20 protein-coding genes and 5 tRNA genes are annotated in these 22,195 nt (G+C 64.0%); 16 read left to right on the top strand and 9 right to left on the bottom strand.

What is annotated here, in order from left to right:
• Positions 1-7 precede the first annotated feature (7 nt).
• The 7 genes from HGB41_RS03590 (at position 8) to HGB41_RS03560 (ending at position 5,694) form a co-directional block, all read left to right on the top strand.
• A complete protein-coding gene (locus HGB41_RS03590) occupies positions 8-511 on the top strand; it encodes a chemotaxis protein CheW (protein WP_171081118.1) in 504 nt (167 codons plus the stop codon).
• Positions 512-693: 182 nt separating this feature from the next.
• The gene (locus tag HGB41_RS03585; RefSeq protein ID WP_171081116.1) at positions 694-1,560 is read left to right on the top strand and encodes a CheR family methyltransferase; all 867 of its coding nucleotides are present in this window, start codon (positions 694-696) and stop codon (positions 1,558-1,560) included.
• Between the two features lie 7 nt (positions 1,561-1,567).
• On the top strand, positions 1,568-2,161 hold the full coding sequence (cheD, locus tag HGB41_RS03580) for a chemoreceptor glutamine deamidase CheD (protein WP_171081113.1): 594 nt from the start codon (positions 1,568-1,570) through the stop codon (positions 2,159-2,161).
• An 11-nt stretch (positions 2,162-2,172) separates the two neighbouring features.
• Entirely contained in the window at positions 2,173-3,237 is a 1,065-nt protein-coding gene (locus tag HGB41_RS03575; protein WP_171081111.1) for a protein-glutamate methylesterase/protein-glutamine glutaminase, read from the top strand.
• A gap of 155 nt (positions 3,238-3,392) precedes the next feature.
• Positions 3,393-3,788, top strand: a complete 396-nt coding sequence (gene cheY, locus HGB41_RS03570; protein WP_171081109.1) for a chemotaxis response regulator CheY — start codon at positions 3,393-3,395, stop codon at positions 3,786-3,788.
• A gap of 1 nt (position 3,789) precedes the next feature.
• A complete protein-coding gene (gene cheZ / locus HGB41_RS03565) occupies positions 3,790-4,428 on the top strand; it encodes a protein phosphatase CheZ (protein WP_171081106.1) in 639 nt (212 codons plus the stop codon).
• A 57-nt stretch (positions 4,429-4,485) separates the two neighbouring features.
• On the top strand, positions 4,486-5,694 hold the full coding sequence (locus tag HGB41_RS03560) for an EAL and HDOD domain-containing protein (RefSeq protein ID WP_171081104.1): 1,209 nt from the start codon (positions 4,486-4,488) through the stop codon (positions 5,692-5,694).
• Positions 5,695-6,084: 390 nt separating this feature from the next.
• Here HGB41_RS03560 and HGB41_RS03555 read toward each other — a convergent pair whose 3' ends face one another.
• The 6 genes from HGB41_RS03555 to metG form a co-directional block, all read right to left on the bottom strand.
• Positions 6,085-6,858 carry a flagellar brake protein gene (locus tag HGB41_RS03555; protein ID WP_371868433.1) on the bottom strand — a complete coding sequence of 258 codons (774 nt, stop codon included), beginning with the start codon at positions 6,856-6,858 and terminating at the stop codon, positions 6,085-6,087.
• A 118-nt stretch (positions 6,859-6,976) separates the two neighbouring features.
• Positions 6,977-7,816 (bottom strand): pantoate--beta-alanine ligase, encoded by an 840-nt coding sequence (gene panC / locus HGB41_RS03550; RefSeq protein WP_171081102.1) that lies wholly within the window; start codon positions 7,814-7,816, stop codon positions 6,977-6,979.
• A 31-nt stretch (positions 7,817-7,847) separates the two neighbouring features.
• Positions 7,848-8,726 carry a segregation and condensation protein A gene (locus HGB41_RS03545; RefSeq protein WP_171081100.1) on the bottom strand — a complete coding sequence of 293 codons (879 nt, stop codon included), beginning with the start codon at positions 8,724-8,726 and terminating at the stop codon, positions 7,848-7,850.
• Between the two features lie 16 nt (positions 8,727-8,742).
• On the bottom strand, positions 8,743-8,952 hold the full coding sequence (locus HGB41_RS03540; protein WP_171081098.1) for a DUF3460 family protein: 210 nt from the start codon (positions 8,950-8,952) through the stop codon (positions 8,743-8,745).
• Between the two features lie 67 nt (positions 8,953-9,019).
• Complete coding sequence (locus HGB41_RS03535; RefSeq protein WP_171081096.1) at positions 9,020-10,336, bottom strand: enoyl ACP reductase FabMG family protein; 1,317 nt, start codon at positions 10,334-10,336, stop codon at positions 9,020-9,022.
• 328 nt (positions 10,337-10,664) lie between these two features.
• Positions 10,665-12,815 (bottom strand): methionine--tRNA ligase, encoded by a 2,151-nt coding sequence (gene metG, locus HGB41_RS03530; protein WP_171081094.1) that lies wholly within the window; start codon positions 12,813-12,815, stop codon positions 10,665-10,667.
• Positions 12,816-12,961: 146 nt separating this feature from the next.
• Here metG and apbC point away from each other — a divergent pair, with 146 nt between their 5' ends.
• Positions 12,962-14,050, top strand: a complete 1,089-nt coding sequence (gene apbC, locus HGB41_RS03525; protein ID WP_171081092.1) for an iron-sulfur cluster carrier protein ApbC — start codon at positions 12,962-12,964, stop codon at positions 14,048-14,050.
• On the opposite strand, the gene HGB41_RS03520 is transcribed toward apbC, so the two are convergent.
• Together HGB41_RS03520 and HGB41_RS03515 are read right to left on the bottom strand one after the other, a co-directional pair.
• Positions 14,047-14,697, bottom strand: coding sequence for a helix-turn-helix transcriptional regulator (locus HGB41_RS03520; protein ID WP_171081090.1), 651 nt, complete (start codon positions 14,695-14,697; stop codon positions 14,047-14,049). The two genes, apbC and HGB41_RS03520, sit on opposite strands and share 4 nt — an antisense overlap.
• A complete protein-coding gene (locus HGB41_RS03515) occupies positions 14,694-15,902 on the bottom strand; it encodes an MFS transporter (protein ID WP_171081088.1) in 1,209 nt (402 codons plus the stop codon). Before HGB41_RS03515 ends, HGB41_RS03520 begins: the two co-directional genes overlap by 4 nt.
• A gap of 212 nt (positions 15,903-16,114) precedes the next feature.
• Between HGB41_RS03515 and HGB41_RS03510 the strand changes: the two genes are divergently transcribed.
• The 8 genes from HGB41_RS03510 to HGB41_RS03470 all read left to right on the top strand — a co-directional run bounded on the left by HGB41_RS03510 (position 16,115) and on the right by HGB41_RS03470 (position 21,538).
• A complete protein-coding gene (locus HGB41_RS03510) occupies positions 16,115-17,287 on the top strand; it encodes a sensor histidine kinase (protein WP_171081086.1) in 1,173 nt (390 codons plus the stop codon).
• A gap of 89 nt (positions 17,288-17,376) precedes the next feature.
• Entirely contained in the window at positions 17,377-19,341 is a 1,965-nt protein-coding gene (locus HGB41_RS03500; RefSeq protein WP_229422702.1) for an aminotransferase class I/II-fold pyridoxal phosphate-dependent enzyme, read from the top strand.
• Between the two features lie 113 nt (positions 19,342-19,454).
• The gene (gltX, locus tag HGB41_RS03495; RefSeq protein WP_171081085.1) at positions 19,455-20,846 is read left to right on the top strand and encodes a glutamate--tRNA ligase; all 1,392 of its coding nucleotides are present in this window, start codon (positions 19,455-19,457) and stop codon (positions 20,844-20,846) included.
• 61 nt (positions 20,847-20,907) lie between these two features.
• Positions 20,908-20,983, top strand: a tRNA-Ala gene (locus tag HGB41_RS03490).
• A gap of 69 nt (positions 20,984-21,052) precedes the next feature.
• Positions 21,053-21,128, top strand: a tRNA-Glu gene (locus HGB41_RS03485).
• Between the two features lie 73 nt (positions 21,129-21,201).
• Positions 21,202-21,277, top strand: a tRNA-Ala gene (locus HGB41_RS03480).
• 30 nt (positions 21,278-21,307) lie between these two features.
• Positions 21,308-21,383: transfer RNA gene (locus HGB41_RS03475), tRNA-Glu, on the top strand.
• A gap of 79 nt (positions 21,384-21,462) precedes the next feature.
• Positions 21,463-21,538 (top strand) — tRNA-Glu (locus tag HGB41_RS03470).
• 426 nt (positions 21,539-21,964) lie between these two features.
• On the opposite strand, the gene HGB41_RS03465 is transcribed toward HGB41_RS03470, so the two are convergent.
• Positions 21,965-22,189, bottom strand: a complete 225-nt coding sequence (locus HGB41_RS03465; protein WP_171081083.1) for a hypothetical protein — start codon at positions 22,187-22,189, stop codon at positions 21,965-21,967.
• Positions 22,190-22,195 lie beyond the last annotated feature (6 nt).

Below are 22,195 nucleotides of genomic sequence, written 5' to 3'. Positions count from 1 at the left end.
CCTGAACATGTCTAATGTACAAAACCACAAGCCGGCCGACGGCGCCGCGCACGACGGCGCAGGCAGCGAATTCCTGGCCTTTACCCTCGGCTCCGAGGAATACGGCATCGACATCCTGAAGGTGCAGGAAATCCGCGGCTACGAAGCCGTGACCCGCATCGCCAATGCCCCGGAATTCATCAAGGGCGTGATCAACCTGCGTGGCATCATCATCCCGGTGGTGGACATGCGCATCAAGTTCAAGCTCGGCACCCCGGTGTACGACCAGTTCACCGTCGTGATCATCCTGAACATCGCCGGCCGCATCATGGGCATGGTGGTCGACAGCGTCTCCGACGTGACCACGCTCACCCCGGACCAGATCAAGCCGGCCCCGGAAATGGGCAGCGCCTTCAATTCCGACTACATGATCGGCCTCGGCACGGTGGACGAGCGCATGCTGATCCTGGTCGACATCGACAAGCTGATGTCGTCGGGCGAGATGGGCCTGATGGACAAGCTGGCAGCATGATCGTAGGGTGGTCGGCTCCGCCGACCGCGCGTTCAGCACGAGGGCGAGCAATCGCGCAGGCAGCATTGCCGTGATTGAACGCGTGGGCGGAATCCGCCCACCCTACGAAACACGGTTTTTGGCACGCAACACAGTAACGCAAGCCCGCTTACCCGGGCACACAGCAACGAAGAGGCAACCACGTGCCGCAGCAAAAAACCGATACGGTCAAGGAATTCGACTTCACGAAAAATGATTTCGAACGGGTCCGCGCGCTGATCTATGAGCGCGCCGGCATTTCGCTGGCCGACAGCAAGCAGGAAATGGTCTACAGCCGCCTGGCGCGGCGCCTGCGCGCCACCGGCATCCAGTCCTTCGTGCGCTACCTCGACGACCTGGAAGCAGGACGCATGGCGGCCGAATGGGAAGCGTTTACCAATGCGCTGACCACCAACCTGACTTCGTTCTTCCGCGAGTCGCACCACTTCCCGCTGCTGGCCGAACACCTGGCAGCGGTCAAGCGCCGCGATAACGGGCCGATCAAGATCTGGTGCTCGGCCGCCTCCACCGGCGAAGAGCCCTACACCATCGCGATGACCGCCTGCGAAGCCTTCAACACGCTCACGCCGCCGGTCCAGATCGTGGCCACCGACATCGACACCAATGTGCTGGCCACCGGCGCCGCCGGGGTCTACCCGATGGAACGCATGGAAAAGCTGGCGCCGGAGCGCCTGAAACGCTTCTTCATGCGCGGCAAGGGCGCCAACGAAGGCATGGCGCGCATTCGCCCGGAACTGCGCCAGCTGGTCACCTTCCGCCAATTGAATTTGCTGGCCGACGGCTGGCCGCTGGAAGGCCAGTTCGACGCGATCTTCTGCCGCAACGTGATGATCTACTTCGACAAGGACACCCAGCGCAAGATCCTGGCGCGCTTCGTGCCCCTGATGAAACCGCACGCGCTGCTGTTTGCCGGCCATTCCGAAAACTTCCTGTACGTGTCGGATTCGCTGCGCCTGCGCGGCAAGACGGTGTACGAGCTTGACGGGGCCGGGCGCGCCATCCGCGCGTGAGCAGATCATGAATAACCAGTTTGCCACCAACGTCTACTACGACCGCACCTTCGACTGCGACGCGGCCAAGATCCTGCCGGGCGAGTACTACTACACCGGCAAGAACATGCTGATCGTGACCGTGCTCGGCTCCTGCGTGTCGGCCTGCATCCGCGACCGGATCACCGGCCTGGGCGGCATGAACCACTTCATGCTGCCCGACGGCGGCGACGTCAATAACCCGGTGTCGGCCTCGATGCGCTACGGGAGCTTCGCGATGGAGATCCTGATCAACGACCTGCTCAAGGCGGGGGCGCGGCGCGAGCACCTGGAAGCCAAAGTGTTCGGCGGCGGCGCGGTGCTGCGCGGCTTCACGGCGATGAACGTGGGCGAACGCAATGCGGCCTTCGTGATGAATTTCCTGAAGACCGAGCGCATCCCGGTGCTGGCCGAAGACCTGAACGATATCTACCCGCGCAAGGTGTACTTCTTCCCGAAGACCGGCAAGGTACTGGTGAAGAAGCTGATGCAAACCCAAAACGATACGCTCGCCAAGCGCGAACTCGACTACGCCAAGCGGCTCAAGGTCGAGCCGGTCGGCGGCGCCATCGATTTGTTCTGAAAGGACGCTTCATGACTATCAAAGTGCTGATCGTCGACGACTCCGCGCTGATTCGCAGCGTGATGAGCGAGATCGTCAACTCCCAGCCCGACATGGAAGTGGTGGCCACGGCCCCCGATCCGCTGGTCGCGCGCGAACTGATCAAGCGCCACAATCCCGACGTGCTGACCCTCGACGTCGAGATGCCGAAGATGGACGGCCTCGACTTCCTGGAAAAGCTGATGCGCCTGCGCCCGATGCCGGTGCTGATGGTGTCCTCGCTGACCGAACGCGGTTCGGAAATCACGATGCGCGCGCTGGAACTGGGCGCCGTGGACTTCGTGACCAAGCCGAAGATCTCGATCCAGACCGGCATGCGCGAGTACACCGAACTGATCGCCGAAAAGATCCGTGCTGCCTCCCGTGCCCGCGTCAAGGCCCGCACGCTGCAGCCGGCTCCGGCCTCAGGCCAGCTGGCGGCCCTGCGCAGCCCCCTGATTTCGTCGGAGAAGCTGATCATCATCGGGGCCTCCACCGGCGGCACCGAGGCGATCCGCGAATTCCTGATGCAGATGCCCTCGGACTGCCCGGGCATCCTGATTGCCCAGCACATGCCCGAAGGCTTTACCAGCTCCTTCGCCAAGCGCCTCGATTCCCTGTGCAAGATCAGCGTCTGCGAGTCGCAGGGCAACGAGCGCGTGTTGCCAGGGCACGCGTATATCGCGCCCGGCCACTCGCACCTGCTGCTGGCCCGTTCGGGCGCCAACTACATGACGCGGCTCGACCAGGGACCGCCGGTCAACCGGCACCGGCCGTCGGTGGACGTGCTGTTTCGCAGCGCTGCCGAGGCGGCGGGCAAAAACGCCGTTGGTGTTATCCTGACCGGGATGGGCAAGGATGGCGCCGCGGGCATGCTGGACCTGCGCAACGCGGGAGCGCACAATTTTGCCCAGGACGAGGCAAGCTGCGTCGTATTCGGCATGCCGCGCGAGGCAATCGCCATCGGCGCAGCCCACGAAGTGGGGCCCTTGCAGGCCTTGCCGCGCATGGTACTCGACCATTTGGCCTCGCAAGGCAGCCGGGCGTTGCGCGTTTGATGCGGATACAGGTGTATTGCTGCCATTTTATCGCCGTACGGCAACAAAAATGCTATTCTTGAGGCTGCTTGAGGCTGTTCGAACAAGACTGCTCCATCGGGCTTGAAACGGCGCCCACCATTTAAACCAAAGTATAAGATTCAACGGAGTAATTTATGGCTGATCCAAAGATGCGTTTTCTGGTTGTTGACGATTTCTCGACGATGCGCCGCATCGTCCGGAATCTGTTGAAGGAATTGGGATACGCCAACGTTGACGAGGCCGAAGACGGCGTAATGGGCCTGGCCAAGCTGCGCAGCGAGCAATTCGACTTCGTGGTCTCGGACTGGAACATGCCGAACATGGACGGCCTGACCATGCTGCAGAACATTCGTGCCGATCCCGCACTGGCCAAGCTGCCAGTGCTGATGGTCACCGCCGAGGCGAAGAAGGAAAACATCATCGCGGCCGCACAGGCAGGCGCCAGCGGCTACGTGGTCAAGCCGTTCACGGCCGCCACGCTGGACGAGAAGCTCAACAAGATCTTCGAAAAAATGGACAAGGCCGGCTGAGATGATTGAGCAGACTGCCGCAGGCGTGCAGGCTTCCAACGAGGAAGTCCTGAGCCGTATCGGGCACATGACGCGCGCGCTCCACGAGAACCTGCGCGGCCTGGGCCTCGACAAGCTGATCGAGAAGGCGGCAAGCGACATCCCCGATGCCCGCGACCGCCTCGACTACGTGGCGCGCCTGTCGGAACAGGCTGCCAAGAAAGTGCTGGACGCCACCGACGCGGCCGGCCCGGTGCAGGACGCCATCGAAACCCGCTCGAGCGACCTGTCCGCCTCGTGGCAGTCGTTGCTGGACAAGGGTGCCTGCGAAGCCGAGTGGCGCGCACTGGCGCAGCGCACGATCGCCGGCCTGGACGAATCGCGCGCCGGGGCTGTGGCCACGCGCGGGCAGCTGATGGACATCATGATGGCCCAGGACTTCCAGGATCTGACCGGCCAGGTGATCGGCCGCATCACGGGCATCGCGCAGAACCTCGAGAAGCAGCTGGTGCAGGTGCTGGTCGACTTCGCGCCGGACGAAATCAAGCGCGAGCTCGACAACGGCTTGCTCAACGGTCCGCAGATCAACCCGGAAGGCAAGCAGGAAGTCGTGGCCGACCAGGGCCAGGTCGACGATCTGCTCGACAGCCTCGGCTTCTGACGCGCGTCGGGCCGCGGTTTCCTTCCGGCCTCGTTACAGGTTCCACTACGCGCCCACATGCACCAAACAAACTTCATCGTCCGTGAACCGCTGCTCGACCCGAAGCAGCGGGTCATTGGCTACGAGCTGTCGTGGCAGCACAACGACGGCAAGATCCCGACCGACCAGGAACTCGAAGACCTGGTCGGCTTCGTCGCCGAGCACGTCATGCATCCCGAACAGGGCTGGCTGCTGCGCGACAAGATCCTCTTCCTCGACGCCGTCCCGGAAATGCTTTCGCTCGATGCGCTGCACGCGCTGCCGCCAGAGCGCACCGTCCTGACCCTGCACATCCGCAAGCTGACCGACCCGAACGTGCGTTCGGCGGTGGCGGCAGTGCGCGTCGGCGGGGTGGGTGTGTCGATCCGCGGGGCCGATATCAACCTGCTGGGCCGCAACCTCTCGCCCTATGCCTCGTATGTCGAGGTGCAATTCACCGGCGTGGAAGTGGCGGCGCAGGCGCGCACCTATGCCGCCGCCAAGCATGCCGCGATGCGCATGGTGGGCCGCCCAGTGGCGACCTGGGCCGATTTCGACGCCTGCGCCGCACTCGGCCTGGACGCCTTTGTCGGCAAGTTGCACCTGACGCCGCGGCCCGGCAACCCGGTCAAGGGCATGAATGCCACCCAGAGCGTCATCCTGCAGCTGATGCAGATGGTGCAGAACAACGAAGACGTGCCGAAGATCGAGAACGTGCTCAAGCGCGATCCGGCACTGACCTACAAGCTGCTGCAATTTATTAATTCGGCCGGATTCGGCGCCGGACGCGAGGTGCAGTCGCTGCGCCAGGCGATCGCGCTGATGGGCTATGCGCCGCTGTACCGCTGGCTGGTGCTGCTGCTGGCCACGGCCAGCCAGAGCGGCTATTCGCCGGTGCTGATGGAAACGGCCGTGATCCGTGGCCGCCTGGCCGAGCTGCTGGGTCAAAAAGCGCTGGCGCGCGGGGAGGGGGAGAATTTGTTCGTGGCAGGCATGTTCTCGCTGCTCGACCGCCTGCTCGGCCTGCCGATGAAAGAGGTGCTGGAGACGGTGCCGCTGCCGGACGAGGTAGTCAAGGCCCTGCTGCGCCGCGAGGGCATCTACGGGCCCTACCTGGCGCTGGCCGAGGCCTGCGAGCTCAATTCGAACCTGGTGGCCTCGCTGGCGGCTTCGCTCGACATCAGTCCGCAGGAAGTGAACAAGGCGCATTTGTCGGCGCTGGCGTGGGCGCAGAGCGTGGCGGCGTAAAAGTCAACTTGGAGCAACCAATGCCAGTGGCATTGGTTGCTCCTGCGCGGGGATGACCTTGATTTATGTTGAGGGAGAGCAGCGCCTCCGGCTTCGACAGCGTTACCTTAAAAACCGTCGTTCCCGCGTAGGCGGGAACCAATTTCAAGGCTTACCCTAATGCCAGTCAATTAGTGAGAAACGTTGGGGTGGGCGGCTTGTAATCTGCTCCACTGGACCAGATTACCCCGCGCGGTGATAGTTGCAATATGAGCCGGCGCACGGGCTGCAGCACCGTAGTTTGGACGCGCGGGCAAGGTCATTCAGGGCAATGCCCTGAATTACGAATTGCCCACCCTACGAGTCACCGGCGGCTCTTGAGTGACCGGCATTTGGGCTTACCCTTAGTCCCTACCGCGCAACAGCGCGCCGCTCCACCGCCCCACTCGTCACGAACCGCTCCAGCGTCTCCTTCATCTGCATCGAGATCGTCGAGAAGCTGCAGCCGATCTGTACCTGTTCCCCTAGCAGGAAGGTGCGGAAGGGGCGCAGCAGGCGCACTTCGAGGTCGGCGGTCAGGGTCAGGTTCGGCCCCAGCTCCAGGCGCACGCCTTCCAGTTTTTTTCCTACATGCAGCCCGAACACCTGTTCCGGCGTGGCGCGCAGGCCGACGCCGGTCTCCGAAAAATCGTAGAGCGGCAGGTCGACCAGCTTGCCGTTGCAGCGGAACACGGCGGTGTAGTTCACGCCCACCGGGGTTTCGACGCGGCGCGCTGCGCGGCGGTTCAGCACCATGCAGGACGGCGGAAATTCGGCCGCCACGTGCATCGGCTGGCCGGGGAGGGTCTTCCACTGCTGGTCGAGCTCGAACTGCAACTTGGCGTTACCCCCCAAGGAAGCGACCAGGATCGCCTTGCCGCTGGGGGGCAGCTCGCTGCCGGTAAAGTCGAATACGAAATGCGGCAGCTCCGGGTCCACCGACGCGATGCGCGCCAGCAGCGGCTCTACCCATCCGGCCGGGAACACCGTCACCGCTTCGCCCGACAGCGACAGTGTGGTGAGCGCTTCGCCGATGTCGAAGGGGTCGTGCATTTCATGCGGTTCGGCCTTGCCGCCGATACGGCTGAGCGCATCGGACGGCTTGGGCGGGCCTTTGCGGATCTGGGGGGTAACGATTGCGTTCACGGCAAATTCCTTGGTTAAGCGCTTTGTCTAGACAACTAACGAAGCGCGCGGACAAGTATAAGGCCATCCTTCCCGATCTTGCAATTTCGCAAGCATAGATATTTTTTTGCTATGTTGCTCAGATTTCCAGATTATCAATCAATCGGGTCGCGCCGAGCTTGGCTGCCGCGAGCACCACCAGCGGGGCGCCGGCGTCGAGGTCGGCCGCCGATGGGGCGCGCAAGTCCATCTGCTTGCGGATCGAGACGTAGTCCGGGTTCCAGCCGCGTGCGGCCAGCTGTTCCATCGCCGCGCGTTCCACCGCGAGCGGATCCTGGCCGCCGGCGCGCATCGCGGCGGCGACAGCGTTGAGCTGCTGGTACAGGGCCGGCGCCTCGAGGCGCTCGGTCTCCGACAAATAGCCATTGCGCGAAGACAGCGCCAGGCCATCTTCGGCGCGGAAGGTTTCGGCGCCGATGATCTCGGTCGGCATGGCGAACTGGCGCGCCATGTTCCGGATGATCATGAGCTGCTGGTAATCCTTCTTGCCGAACACGGCCACGCGCGGCTGCACGCAGGAGAACAGCTTGGTCACGACCGTGCACACGCCGTCGAAGAAGCCGGGGCGGAACTCGCCCTCCAGCGTGTTGCCGAGGCCGTCAGGCGGGCGTACGCGGTATTCCTGGGGTTCCGGGTACATGTCCTTCTCGGTCGGCGCAAACAGCACGTAGACGCCTTCCTTTTCCAGTTTTGCGACATCGTCCTGGAAGGTGCGCGGGTATTTGTCGAAATCTTCGTTCGGGCCGAACTGCAGGCGGTTGACGAAGATCGAGGCGACCACCGGGTCGCCGTGCCTGCGCGCCAGGCGCATCAGGGACAGATGGCCTTCGTGCAGGTTGCCCATCGTCGGCACGAAGGCGGTGCGCAGCTGGCCGCGCAACTGGTCGCGCAATTCGTCGATGGAGGAAATGATTTTCATGAGCTATGGGTACAGATAAAGTAACCGGCCTTCAAGCCGGAGAATAGGCCAGCCTGACATAGATCGGCGCAAATGGTTCTGCCTGCGTGATCTCGATCAAGGTTTCCTTTGCAAGTTCAAGCATGGCGATAAAGTGTACAACCACGATCGGCACCGTGTGCTGGCCAGCGAAGAGTTCGGAAAATTCGACGAAGCGCTGCGACTGCAGGGTGCGCAGGATGGCCGACATGTGTTCGCGCACCGACAGTTCCTGGCGGCCGATCCGGTGGTGCTGGGTCAGCTTGGCGCGGCGCACCACGTCGAGCCAGGCGCGCTGCAAATCCCACGGGTCGACGTCGGGCAGGTTTGGCGCGAGCCCTTGTTCCACGAAAAGCTGCGGGCGCACGAAGTCGCGGCCTTCCTGGGGCACGCCGCCCAGGTTGACCGCGGCCACCTTGATCTGCTCGTATTCCAGCAGCCGCCGCACCAGTTCCGCGCGCGGGTCGCCCACGTCCTCGACCAGTTCGTCGTGGCGTTTCGGCAGCAGCATGCGCGACTTGATCTCGATGAGCATCGCCGCCATGAGCAGGTATTCGGCGGCCAGTTCCAGGTTGTGCTGGCGGATCTGCTCGACATATTTCAGGTATTGCAGGGTGACCTGCGCCATCGGGATGTCGAGAATATTGAAATTCTGCTTGCGGATCAGGTAGAGCAGCAGGTCGAGCGGCCCTTCGAAGGCGTCGAGGAAGACTTCCAGCGCATCGGGCGGGATGTACAGGTCGGTGGGCAGGCGCGTCAGCGGCTCGCCGTACAGGCGGGCGATGGCCGCGTCCGCAGGCGGGGCGGCAGGCGCGTCTGGCGCATCAGAGGGTGGCGCCCCTTCGTGCTGGGGATCGGCCGGCAGCTGGTGCTCGGCCTGCTCTGGCAGCATGGGGGCGCTTCCTGCCTCAGACCTTGTTCTGGTACGGGTAGGCGTTCTGGCGCAGGTGCGACTGCCTGGCGCGCTCCTGCTCGTCGAGCGACTGCGGGGCCTTGTCCCACAGCAGCGAACGGCCTTCGAGCTGGCGCTCTTCCATGCCGGGCGTTTGCGCTTTCAGTTCCTTGATGAACCTGGTGTGCTCGGATTCGTAGAGGTTGTGCTTTTTCGAGAAGATCATAATTACCTGGAGAGAAGAAGGGGAGGCCGGGGCAGATTCTTGTGCCCCGCCGTCCATGCGTCAAGTCTTACTTATGCAGTTCGTTCAACTGGCGCGCGATGATGTCGTGGCTGAGCCACACGACCGGGGCGATCTTTTCCGATGCGCCGTAGAACATCAGCGGACCAGCGCCTTCCAGCACCAGCGAAGACAGGTGGTCCGTAATCAATGCTTTCTTGTCCTTGTGCAGGGCGGTGATCGCTTCCGAGGTGCCGATCATGACGTCGGCCAGGGCCGGCGTGTTGTCCATAGGCCAGGCTTCGAAGTTGCGGAACTCGGCGCTGGTGGCGTCGTTGTTATAGCGCTCGATGGAATCTAACAGCGATTCGAGCGAAGTGCCTTCGCCCAGCAGGTCCTGGCAGATTTGCCATTGCTGGTCGGCCCAGGCGCCGCCGCCTTCCTTCTTCAGTGCGACCAGCAGCGGGAACAGCGACAGCTCGACGCCGACAAAGATGTCCGACGAATTGGTGCGGATTTCCGGGCAATTGAACACGGTTGCATACACACCCTGGTTCCAGGCGGCCTGGGCCACCGACTCCAGGCGCATCTTGGCATAGCCCTGGGTGTAGTTGGTGTAGGTCTGCCACTGGTATTCGCCCTTGATGAGGATCTCGGTGCCGTGGTAGCCGTAGGCGGTGTAGCGCACTTCGCCGCCGGCCTTGGTCACGCGCTCGCGGATCGTGCTCGATGCATCGATCAGGTATTTGAGCGTGTTGGCGGTGACTTCGTCGAAGTTCATCAGGATCAGCTTGCCCAGGTCGCTTTCCAGCAGGGCGCGCGAGGACATGAAGCGCTCGCCGCGGCCCTTGTAGATGCGGTTGGCGATGGCCAGGAAAGCCTTGATCTTCGGGATGCCGCCGGCCATGGTGTGGGCGAAGAAGACGTTGGCGCCTTCCGGGACCAGCTTGTCGATCTCGGCCATGACGGTGGCGGCCGAGCTGGTAAAGCGGCGCACGCCCGCTTCACGGCAGGCTTCGATCTTTTCCCAGTCAAGCTTGTCTTCCTGCCAGCTCTTCAGGGTGATCTTCGAGAGCATCTCGGTCGGGTTCTGCTCGCCTTCGGGGGCGTCCATGTCGAAACCGGCCATCATCGGCACGTTGATGATGCGGCCGCCGAGCTTTTCTTCCGCTTCCGCCAGTTCTGCCGCGTCCAGCGCGCGCAGGGCGCCGGTCTCGTCGCGGCGGCCGACGGTGATGCCAACGATGGTCATGCCTGCAGCACGCGCCTCGTCGATCAGGCCGTTTACGTAACCGCGGCCGAACAGTTCGCCGAACAGGACGAACACGTCGCCTTTGCGGAACACGTTGGTTTGCGGGATATGGCGGAGAGGGGTCAGTTCAGTCATTTTATTATCTACCTGTCTTGTATGGTCTGAAGGAGGCACTAAGCGCGTGTTTCAGAAAAACACGCCATTATAACGCTGGGGAGGGGCGTGGGATTGATTTTGGGGGCTGCTGGGAGGCAAGGAACCGGAGGCGGAGTGCGGCGAACTTGGGTTCCGGCCTGCGCCGGAAGTCGTAGACGCCAGTGGCGCGTACGACGGTTTTGCAGCTAAGGGCATAGAAGCCACTACCGCCGATCTCACTGACACTAAACCAGCGTCGCCCCGGCGAAGGCGTGAACAATGCCACTGGCATTGTTCCCCCCCCAAGTTAGTTTGCGTACAGGTAGCGTTAGCGAATCCGCATCCCCGGCGTCGCCCCTGCCATCGGATCGAGCAGGTACAGCCCCGGATTCGCCTTCTCGTCGGCCGCAGAGGCGCACAGCACCATGCCTTCCGACACGCCGAACTTCATCTTGCGCGGCGCCAAGTTGGCGACCATGACGGTGAGCTTGCCGACCAGCTCTTCCGGCTGGTAGGCCGACTTGATGCCCGAGAACACGTTGCGGTGGCGGCCTTCGCCGACGTCGAGCGTCAGGCGCAGCAGCTTGCCGGCGCCTTCGACGTGTTCGCAGTTGACGATGCGGGCCACGCGCAGGTCGACCTTCAGGAAATCGTCGATCGAGATTTCGGGCGCCAGCGGCTCGATGTCGCCGGCGGCAGCTTCAGCGGCCGGGACAGTTGCGTCGGTTACGACGGGCGCCGGGGCAGCAGCGGCAGGAGCGGACACTGGAGCGGCCGGCTTGTCGAACAGGTTCTCGACCATCTTCGCATCCACGCGCTGCATCAGGTGGCTGTAGGCGCCGATGGACCGGCCCAGCATGGTTTCGTAGACGGCCGCACCATGCGTGTCGCCCCAGGCCAGCTCGCCGTCGCCGAGGAATTCGGCGACGCGGCTTGCTACCTGCGGCAGTACCGGCGAGAGCATGATGGTCAGCTGGCGGAACAGGATCAGGGCGGTGGTGCAGACGTCGTGCAGTTCGGCCAGTTTCGTTTCATCCTTGGCCAGCAGCCACGGCTTGTGCTCGTCCACGTACTGGTTGACGACGTCGGTGATCTCCATGATCTCGCGCAGCGCGCGGCCGTAGTCGCGCGCTTCGAAGCTGGCGGCGATGCTGGCCTGGCGCTCGGCGCCGTCCGCCATCAGGGCCTTGCAGATCCAGTCCTTGGCGGTGCCGGACAGCGAATCGGCCAGCTTGCCGTCGAATTTCTTGGCGATGAAGCCGGCGCAGCGGCTGGCGATGTTGACGTACTTGCCGATCAGGTCGCTGTTGACGCGGGCGACAAAGTCTTCGCCATTGAAGTCGAGGTCTTCGACCTTGGCGTTGAGCTTGAAGGCCAGGTAGTAGCGCAGCCATTCCGGGTTCATGCCAAGTTCCAGGTAGCGCAGCGGCGAAATGCCGGTGCCGCGCGACTTGGACATCTTTTCGTTATTCACGGTCAGGTGGCCATGCACGGCGACTTTCAGGCCGTCGATGATCGGGTGGCCAGAGAAATTCAGCATCGCCGGCCAGAACAGCAGGTGGAAGGAGACGATGTCCTTGCCGATGAAGTGGACCTGCTCGGCCTGCGGGTCGTTCAGGAAGGCCTCGAAGTCGAGGCCTTTCTTGTCGAAATAGTTCTTCAGCGAAGCCAGGTAACCCACCGGCGCATCCAGCCACACGTAGAAGAACTTGCCCGGTGCATCGGGAATCGGGATGCCGAAATACGGCGCGTCACGGGAAATATCCCAGTCGGCCAGCTTCTCGCCGTCTTCGCCCAGCCATTCCGAGACCTTGTTGACCATTTCCGGCTGCAGGCGGCCAGGTGTGTTCAGCCACTCCTTGAGGAAGTGGAAGCAGCGCGGGTCGGACAGCTTGAAGAAATACTGCTCGGAGGGTTTGAGGATCGGGGTCGAGCCGGTGAAGACCGAGAACGGGTTGATCAGTTCGGTCGGCTGGTAGGCGGCGCCGCAGACTTCGCAGTTGTCGCCGTACTGGTCCTTGGCGTGGCAGGTCGGGCATTCGCCCTTGATGTTGCGGTCGGCCAGGAACATGCCCTTGACAGGGTCGTAGAAGCGGTCGACGGTCTTGGTGACGATCAGGCCGGCGTCGCGCAGCTTGCGGTAGATGCCTTGCGAGAGCTCGACGTTTTCCGGCGAATCGGTCGAATACCAGTTGTCGAAGGCGATGTGGAAGCCGTCCAGGTACTGGGCGCGGCCGGCAGCGATCTTGGCGACAAATTCCTGGGGCGTAATGCCTTCCTTTTCGGCGGCGATCATGATCGGGGTGCCGTGGGTGTCGTCGGCGCAGACGAAGTGGACCTGGCGTTGCTGTCCATTATCGCGCTGCATTCGCTGGAACCGGACCCAGATGTCGGCCTGGATGTATTCCATCATGTGGCCGATGTGGAAGGCAGCGTTAGCGTAGGGCAGGGCGGTGGTGACGAACAGCTTGCGGGTCATGGTCGAAGCGCTTTAGGTTTTAGGAAACAAGCATTTTACAGCGGATGGCCCTTGCCGCGCAGGGGGTATTGGGTGGTTTTGCCATTCCAGCAAGAGGGCGGCGTGCATTTTGCGCTACACTTCGGCCCATCACATTGGAGAAATACATGAGCATCACAGAGAACGATGTCAAGGCGGTGTTGTCGGCAGTTATCGATCCTAACACCGGGAAGGATTTCGTTTCTTCCAAGTCGATCAAGAACATCAAGGTCACCGGCGAGGACGTCGCGTTCGACGTTGAACTGGGTTACCCGGCCGCCAGCCAGGTCGCATCGATCCGCGCCAGCGTCGTGGCAGCCGTCAAGGCGCTCCCTGGCGTCGGAAACGTGAGCGCAGGTGTCTATAGCAAGATCCTGTCGCACGCGGTGCAGCGCGGCCTGAAGGTCATGCCGAACGTGAAGAACATCATCGCGGTTGCCTCGGGCAAGGGCGGGGTCGGCAAGTCGACCACCGCCGTCAACCTGGCGCTGGCCCTGGCCGCCGAAGGCGCCAGCGTCGGCATTCTGGATGCCGACATCTATGGCCCCTCGCAGCCGATGATGCTGGGCATTAGCGGCCGTCCTGAAAGCACCGACGGCAAGACCATGGAGCCGCTGGAAAACCACGGCGTGCAGGTCTCGTCGATCGGCTTCATGATCGACCCGGACGAGCCGATGGTCTGGCGCGGCCCGATGGTCACCGGCGCGTTGCAGCAGCTGCTCGAGCAAACCAACTGGCGCGACCTCGATTACCTGATCGTCGACATGCCGCCAGGGACCGGCGACATCCAGCTGACCTTGTCGCAGAAGGTGCCGGTCACCGGCGCGGTGATCGTCACGACCCCGCAGGACATCGCGCTGCTGGACGCGCGCAAGGGCCTGAAAATGTTCGAGAAGGTCGGGATCCCGATCATCGGGGTGGTCGAGAACATGAGCACCCATATCTGCTCGAACTGCGGCCATACCGAAGCTATTTTCGGCCAGGGTGGCGGCGAGAAGATGTGCCGCGACTTCGGCGTGGACTTCCTCGGCGCGCTGCCGCTGACCCTGTCGATCCGCGAACAGACCGACGCTGGCCGCCCGAGCGTGGTGGCCGATCCGGACGGCGCCGTGGCCGCGGTCTACAAGCAGATCGCGCGCAAGGTCGCCATCAAGGTTGCGGAAAAGGCGAAGGACATGACCAGCAAGTTTCCGAGCATCGTCGTGAAAAACGATTAAGCGTCACCGGCGGCCGCCTGCTTGGGGGCCGCCGTCTCGATGCGATAGGCGCAGCGCCGCCCCCCGGTCAGCTGGTGCTCGATCCGCACGACCCGGGTATCGGGCCCGAGCACCCGCCGGAACACATCGAGCTCGGAGCGGCAGAAATTCTGGCAGGCGCGCGCCGCCGCGCAGATCGGGCAGTGGTTCTCGACCAATAACATGCTGCCGTCGCCCGTTTCTTCCGCTTCGGCCATATAGCCTTCCGCCTCGCGCAGCACGGCCAGCGTCGCCACCCGTTGTGCCAGGGGCGCCTGCGGGTCGATCGCCGCCCGGTAGGCTGCTTCGCTGGCCACTTCGCGCGCGTCGATCATCTTGTCGATTGCCGCTTCACCGAACAAGGAGCGCACCTGCGCGATCAGGTCGAGCGTCAGCGCGGCATGGCGGTCGGGGAAGCGCGCATGTCCCAGGTCGGTCAGCTGCCACAGGCGCACCGGACGGCCCACCTTGCCCGGGGTGTCGCGGTAGGCCACCAGTCCCTTGGCCTGCGCCGCTTCCAGCTGCTTGCGTACTGCCATCGAGGTCAGTTTGAGGATCGCCGCCAGACTGTGCGCGGTCTGCGGGCCGCGCGTCTTCAGCAGCTGGAGGGTCTGTTCCGCGGTATTCATGCAAACTCCTTGATTGCCATCGTGGAGCGGCTCCAGCGCCGCATGGCGAGCGCGGCATGGCCGGCCAGGCCGGCCCCGGCGAACAGCACCAGGCGCACGTCGACCAGGGCCAGCACGGCGCCGGCCAGCGCCATCACGATATTGGCGAGGCAGAAGGTCGTGGACAGCAGGCCCATGACGGCGCCGTGGCCGTAACCGGCGAACTGGTCTGCGGCCCAGCCCTGCAGCGTCGCATTATAGAAAGCATGGGGCAGGCCGAACAGGACGATGGCGGCGATGCCGACATCCAGGCTTCCAAGGCCGACGCACAGGATCGCGAGCGCCACGGCCCCCGCCTGGATGCTTGCGCGGTGGCGCGCGTCGAGGGCGCTGGCGCGTCCGGCGAACAGCGCGGCGCAGGTCATCAGTCCGCACATGGCCATGTTGACCCAGGCGATGCCGGCGGCGTCGTAGCTGTCCACCTTCACCAGCCAGAACGGGAAGAATTCATAGAAGGCGGCGACGCCGCAGGCATAGCTGAAGTGGACTGCGAACAGGGTGCGCAGTGGCGGGTGGCGCAGCAGGGTGAAGGCGTGATGGCGGGTGGCGTGGATCCACCAGCCGTGGGTGCCGGCGCCGGCCGATTCCGTCTCCAGGGCGACTCGCGCGAGCAGGGCGCCCAGCAATAATCCGCCGGCGGCGATATAGAAGGGCAGGGCGACGCTGTAGCCTGCGCCCAGCCCGGACAGCAGCGGACCGGCCAGCCATCCCAGGTTGAAGGCGCCGTTCACCCACGACAGCGCATGCTTGCGCAGCGGGCCGTCGAGGCGCTCGGCCAGCAGCGCGCGCAGGATCGCGCCATTGCCCTCCAACAGGCCGGTGACGAAACGGGCGCCGACCAGCAGCGGATAGGACTCGGCCAGCAGAGCATACGCCGTCACCAGATGGCCGCTGGCTGCGCCAAGGGCCGTCAGCAGCAGCATGCGGCGCCGGCCGAGGCTGTCCGACACCGGGCCCAGCACGGCGCTACCCAGCAGCAGGCCGACTGGATTGATCATGAGGGCCAGGCCGAACAGGAGCGTCGGGGGCAGGCCGAGGAAACTGTTCAGGCCGTTCGGCGCGCCGCCGGCGAACAGCGGCGGCAGCAGCGGATAGGCCACCGAGGCGCCGATCGTGGAAAGCAGTGCGAGCAGGCAGGTGCTACCGATCAGCAAACCGTGTTTCATGGGGACCCCTGGGTTGGTATCAGGGCGATGGTATGAAGACTTCGTGAATAAGTAAACAAAATTGTTTATTTATCCTTGGGGCGTACGCCAGCTGTCTCGGCCCTACGCACCGTACCGGCGCATGGTCACAATGATCTGAAGTATCCTGTCCCTGGCAATATGTACGACCGCCACAAGACGGCCCACTCCTTATTCACTCCGTGCCTGGACTTATGGATATCTCAAAATTTATCACCCTGAACATGGAGCAGATCCTGGTCGAATGGGAGGCGTTTGCCACGACTTTGGGCGCCGTTACCGACAAGATGTCCAGCGGTGAGTTGCGCGACCACGCCAAGCAGATCCTGCAGTTCGTGGCCAAGGACATCCAGACGGCGGAATCGACCGGACAAACCCATGAAAAATCGCAGGGACAAGGTCAGCCCGGGCCGGAGGACAGCGCCTCATCGATCCATGGCAAGCTGCGCTATGCCAGCGGATTTACCCTCCTGCAGCTGATCGCCGAATACCGCGCACTGCGTGCCAGCGTCCTCAAGTTATGGCAACAGGACCGTGCCGACGGGGCGCCGGACAGCGCCCAGAACATCATGCGGTTCAACGAGGCGATCGACCAATCCCTGTCCGAAGCCGCGGTGGCCTATTCGTGCAAGGTGAATGAAACCCGTGACCTGTTCCTGGCGATCCTGGGGCACGATTTGCGCAGTCCGCTGGCTGCCGCGGCGACGGCAGGCGTCTACCTGTCCCGACCAGGGGCATTCGACGAGCGCGTGCAGCAGATTGGCGTGCGCGTCAAGCGCAGCGCTGCGACAATGAATGCCATGGTCAACGACCTGCTGGGACTGGCGCGCACGCAATTAGGCGATGGGATACCGGTCGAACGCCGGGAGTGCGACCTCCTCGAGATCTGCCAATGGGCGATCGACGACGCCAATGCCGCACACCCGCGCGCCCGTTTCGAACTCCATGCCACGGGCGAACTGATCGGGTCCTTCGACGGTGCGCGGCTGCAGCAGCTGTTCACCAACCTGGCCAACAATGCGGCCCAGTACGGCACTCCGGGGGAGCCGGTCCGGCTCGATCTGGTGGGCGAACCCGGCCGTGTGCTGCTGAAGGTACATAATCACGGACCGCGGATTCCCGCAGGAGCCTTGCCAAAAATGTTCAGTTCACTCGTGCAATTACCTGAACAAGAAGGAGACCGGCGGCCAAGAAGCAGCCTCGGCCTCGGGCTATTCATCTCGAAACAGATCGCCGAGGCGCATGGCGGCGATATCCATGTCGTGTCCGATGAGGCGAATGGCACCCTGTTTACGGTAGAGCTGCCCCGGGAACAAGTCCTGGCCAAGGGCGGCATTGCGCCAGCCGCTCTCCCAAAAGGCTTCTGAGCTTTTCCTCAAAGTACTGTCCCAAAATAAAGTTCATCAATATTTCCGTGTCTACACTCGATATTTGGAGCGTGGCGCATGGGGTAGCGATGAGCGACAACAGCAGGCAGCAGTGGCGCGGGCCTTACCTGGACGCCGCCCACCTGTTCGTACCGGTCCAGCTGCGGCAGGAGGCGGCCGTGCTTGCGCGCGCCGAGAATGTCGTCAACGCGGCGCTGATGGCGGCGATCGCAGGGCCGGGTTACGCGCTGGCCTACTGGCTGCCTGGCCTGGAGCTGGCGGCCTTCGAGATCCTGGCCTGCTGCTTCATCATGCTGCTGGCGCCGCCCCTGCTGCGCCTGAGCGGCAGCATCGTGGCCGCGCGCGACCTGTTCCTGTGTGCGCTGTTCTTCAACTTCACCTGGCTGACCTGGCACCTCGGCGGGATCCGCGCTCCCACGGCCAGCTGGCTGGTGACGGCGCCAGTGCTCGCGATGTTCCTGGGCGGCGTGGCCAGCGGCGTGTTCTGGCTCGCGATGAGCTGCGCCGCCGTCGGCGCCATCTGGACCTGTTTGCCCGCCCGCTGCCGCCCGCCGAGGTCGCGGCCCTGCTCGCGCGCCAGTTCGAGGCAGCGCCCCTCGTGCCCGCATAAAGCCATTTGCCATCAGAACCCGGAGGATGCCATGCGCATTGAAACGCTCCCTGAATTGATCCCGGCAGCGCCCCGTGACACCGGCCTGGATGCGGCCCCGCCCGACCTGCCCGCGCTCGCCGCCTCGGGCGCGCTGGGCGGCAGCGTCGCCCTGTACCGGCAGCCGCGCGGTCCCGACCTGCTGCGCCGTTCCGGCGCGCTGGAAGAGTGGTGCCAGCTACGCATGCGCCACGGCGTCTGGCCCTATGCCCGCAAGCTCGACGGCCCGCCTGCGGCAATGGCCACAGTTGAGGGCGACGGCCTCCTGCCTTCGCGTGGCATCAATTTCGCGTCGCAGGATTACCTGTCGCTGGCCTCGCACCCGGCAGTCCAGGAAGCCGCCATGCGCGCGCTGGCCGAGTGCGGCCCGCATAGCGCAGGCTCGGCGATCCTGCTTGGGAACAGCCGCCATACCTGCGCCCTCGAGCGCGCGCTCGGCGAGCTGCTGCACTGCGAGCACACCGTGCTGTTCCCGACCGGCTGGGGAGCCGCATTCGGCGCCATCACGGCGCTGGTGCACAGCGCCGATCATGTCCTGATCGACTCGCTGGCGCACGCCTCGCTGCGCCAGGGGGCGGCGGCGGCCACGCGCAATGTCGCGGCCTTCCGCCACCTCGACTGCGACCACGTGCGCGAACTGCTGGCCGGCATTCGCGCCATCGACACGGGCGGCGCCATCCTGGTGGTCACCGAGGGCCTGTTCAGCATGGATGCGGACAGCCCCGACCTGCCGCTGATGCAATACCTGTGCCGCGAATACGGCGCCACGCTGCTGGTGGATGTCGCACATGACCTCGGGGCGATGGGGCCTGGCGGCGGCGGCATCATCGCCGCCCAGGGCATGCTGGGCAAGATCGACCTCGTGATGGGCGCCTTTTCCAAGACCTTCGCTTCCAACGGCGGCTTTGTCGCCTGCGCCCAGCAGAGCGTGCGGCGCCAGCTGCAACTGTTCGCGGGAACCCACATGTTCTCGAATGCGCTGTCGCCGGTGCAGGCGGCCACGGTGCTGGAATGCCTGCGCATCGCCGGCAGCCTGGAGGGCGACGGCCTGCGCGCCGCCGTGCTGCGCAATGCGGTAGAGCTGCGCGCGCTGCTGGCCGGCGAGGGCTTGAAGTGCATCGGCGACCCGTCGCCGATCGTCCCGGTCTGGACCGGCCTTGAATCGGCCACCCGCATCGCCGGCATGCTGCTGGCGCGCGAGCAGGTGTTCGTCAACCCGATGGAATGCCCCGGCGTGCCGCTGGGCGCGGCGCGCCTGCGGCTGCAGCTGATGGCCCAGCACACGCCGGGCCAGATCCGGCGCGCGGCCCGGCTGCTGGTGTCGGCGGTGCAGCGTGCCAACATGGCGCCGCGCCCGGTGCTGCGGCAGACGGCGCCGGCCTGAGGCCCGGGGCAGGGCGCCAAAAGAAGGGGAAGGGCGTCGCGCCCGCAACGGGCATGGAGCGCGCCGGTGGCGGCGGGGTAAAATAGCTTCTTTACCTTTTAAGCATCTTCGCCATGACCGTCCGCACCCGCTTTGCTCCCAGCCCGACCGGCTTCCTCCACCTGGGCGGCGCCCGTACCGCGCTGTATTCCTGGGCCTATGCCCGCCATTTCGGCGGCACCTTCATCCTGCGTATCGAAGACACCGACCTGGAACGCTCGACCCCGGAAGCCGTGCAGGCGATCCTTGACGGCATGGAATGGCTCGGCCTGTCGCACGACGAAGGCCCGTTCTACCAGATGCAGCGCATGGACCGCTACCGCGAGGTCGTCAAGACCATGCTGGAGCAGGGCAGCGCCTATCTGTGCTACTGCTCGCCGATTGAGGTCGAAGCGATGCGCGAGCGCATGCGCGCTCTAGGGGAAAAGCCGCGCTACGACGGCACCTGGCGCCCGGAGCCGGGCAAGACCCTGCCGAGCGTGACGGAGGGCGTCACGCCGGTGGTGCGCTTCAAGAACCCGCTGGACGGCGAAGTCACCTGGGTCGACGTGGTCAAGGGCAGCATCACCATCGCCAACAAGGAACTCGACGACCTGGTCATCGCGCGTCCGGACGGCACCCCGACCTATAACTTCTGTGTCGCGGTCGACGACTGGGACATGAAGATCACCCACGTGCTGCGCGGCGACGACCACGTGAACAACACGCCGCGCCAGATCAACATCCTGCGTGCCCTGGGCGCCGAGCTGCCGCAGTATGGTCACCTGCCGATGATCCTGGGCGCCGACGGCCAGAAGCTCTCGAAGCGCCATGGCGCGGTGAGCGTGATGGAATACCCGGCCCAGGGCTACCTGCCGGAGGCGATGCTGAACTACCTGGCGCGCCTGGGCTGGAGCCATGGCGACGACGAGATCTTCTCGATGGAGCAGTTCAAGCAATGGTTCAACCTGGAGCACCTGACGGCGTCGGCGGCCCAGTTCAACCCGGAGAAGCTGGCCTGGCTGAACAACCACTACATCAAGCTGGCCGACAACGAGCGCCTGGCCGGCCTGGTGCGCCCGGTGCTGGAACGCGAAGGCGCGCGCTTCGAGGATGCGCCGGCGCTGCCTGGCGTGCTGGCCCTGGTAAAGGACCGCGTCCACACCATCAATGAACTGGCGGATGCATCGATGCTGTTCTACCGCGAGCCGAAGCCGGATGCGGCCCTGCTGGAGCAGCACCTGACCGACGCAGTCCGCCCGGCGCTGGCCGCGTTCGCCGAACGCTGCAAGGACGTCGAGTGGACCAAGGCGGCGCTGGCCGCCATGCTCAAGGAAGTGCTGGGCGCCCATGGGCTGAAGATGCCGCAGATCGCCATGCCGCTGCGCCTGGTCGTCACCGGGCAGCTGCAGACCCCTGCCATCGATGCCGTGCTGGAGCTGTTCGGGCGCGATGTGGTCATGGCGCGCGTGGCGAAGTTTTTGTAAGTGAAATCGGTATTTGCGTAATGCAAGAACCCCCGCTATAATGCTCGCACTTCAGCACTGCGGGGGTATAGCTCAGCTGGGAGAGCGCTTGCATGGCATGCAAGAGGTCAGCGGTTCGATCCCGCTTACCTCCACCACTTCTGAAGTGCGGTACGCAGTAAAGTAGTCGTAAGAGAGAGTAGTAAATAGCAGTACGGTAGTTCCAGGTCCCCATCGTCTAGAGGCCTAGGACATCACCCTTTCACGGTGAGTACCGGGGTTCGAATCCCCGTGGGGACGCCAGGTTCTGGCAGCGTGCAACCAGCGGCGCGCATTGGTAGAAGCAGTTGCAGTATGGTAGAATGTTGTTCCCTTGGGGGGTATAGCTCAGCTGGGAGAGCGCTTGCATGGCATGCAAGAGGTCAGCGGTTCGATCCCGCTTACCTCCACCAAGTTGCAGAATAATGTAGTGGCAGTCCAGGGTCCCCATCGTCTAGAGGCCTAGGACATCACCCTTTCACGGTGAGTACCGGGGTTCGAATCCCCGTGGGGACGCCAAGAATTTGGCAGTAAGCCAGCGCGGAATGCCAGCGCGGCGCGTAACGAATCGTAGTAAAAGCAGCAGGAACAGTTTTAGGTCCCCATCGTCTAGAGGCCTAGGACATCACCCTTTCACGGTGAGTACCGGGGTTCGAATCCCCGTGGGGACGCCAGTTAAGACCGGAGCAGACCAACGTGCATGCGCGTATAGGTGCTCCGGTTTTTCATTTTGCGCGGCCGTTCGTGCAGCGCTGAACATTCTTCCACTCCCAGTCTTGCGTCTGCGGTTTGCCGTTTGCCGTTTGCCTTTCGCGTTTTCTGCCATCGTCTTTTGTCTTAACCCGCCGTCCCAGCCTTTTTGCTTGCCGTTTTTCGTCCTCGGTCCGCGTTTTTCTCCTTCCGCCGTTTTTACCCGGGTTCCGCAGCCTGCAGGCCGCCGGTCTTCCCGCTCCATTTTTTTTGCCGGAGCCCTGGCGGGCACACGTTCAGGCCCGGCCTGCGATTATTCGTCGGCAGTACGATGCCGGCTGGCAGGCTAAAGCGTCACCACAGCCTGCCAGTCCTGGCTCATCGATGGGGCCTGGCCCCAGGTGGCGCCGTCACCATCCCATGGGGCCGAGGCCTCCCAATGGCATACCGAACGGGAAGCCGGCCATGCGTGCTGCCTGCAGGGCCGCGAATCCCGCAGGATAGCGCCCGCCGTCGCCGATGCCGCCTGCCAGGACGCCGGGCGCCATGCCGTAGCTGGCAACCGGCAGTTGCCAGTTCGCGAGCTGCTGCCCCGGCAGCGGCGACAGGCCGAATGCCACCAGCGCATCCGGCATGCCGTA

The organism is Telluria aromaticivorans, assembly GCF_013003915.1.
In the GTDB taxonomy this organism is placed as follows: Bacteria; Pseudomonadota; Gammaproteobacteria; order Burkholderiales; family Burkholderiaceae_D; genus Telluria; species Telluria aromaticivorans.
This window is presented reverse-complemented; position numbering and strand designations above follow the sequence as displayed.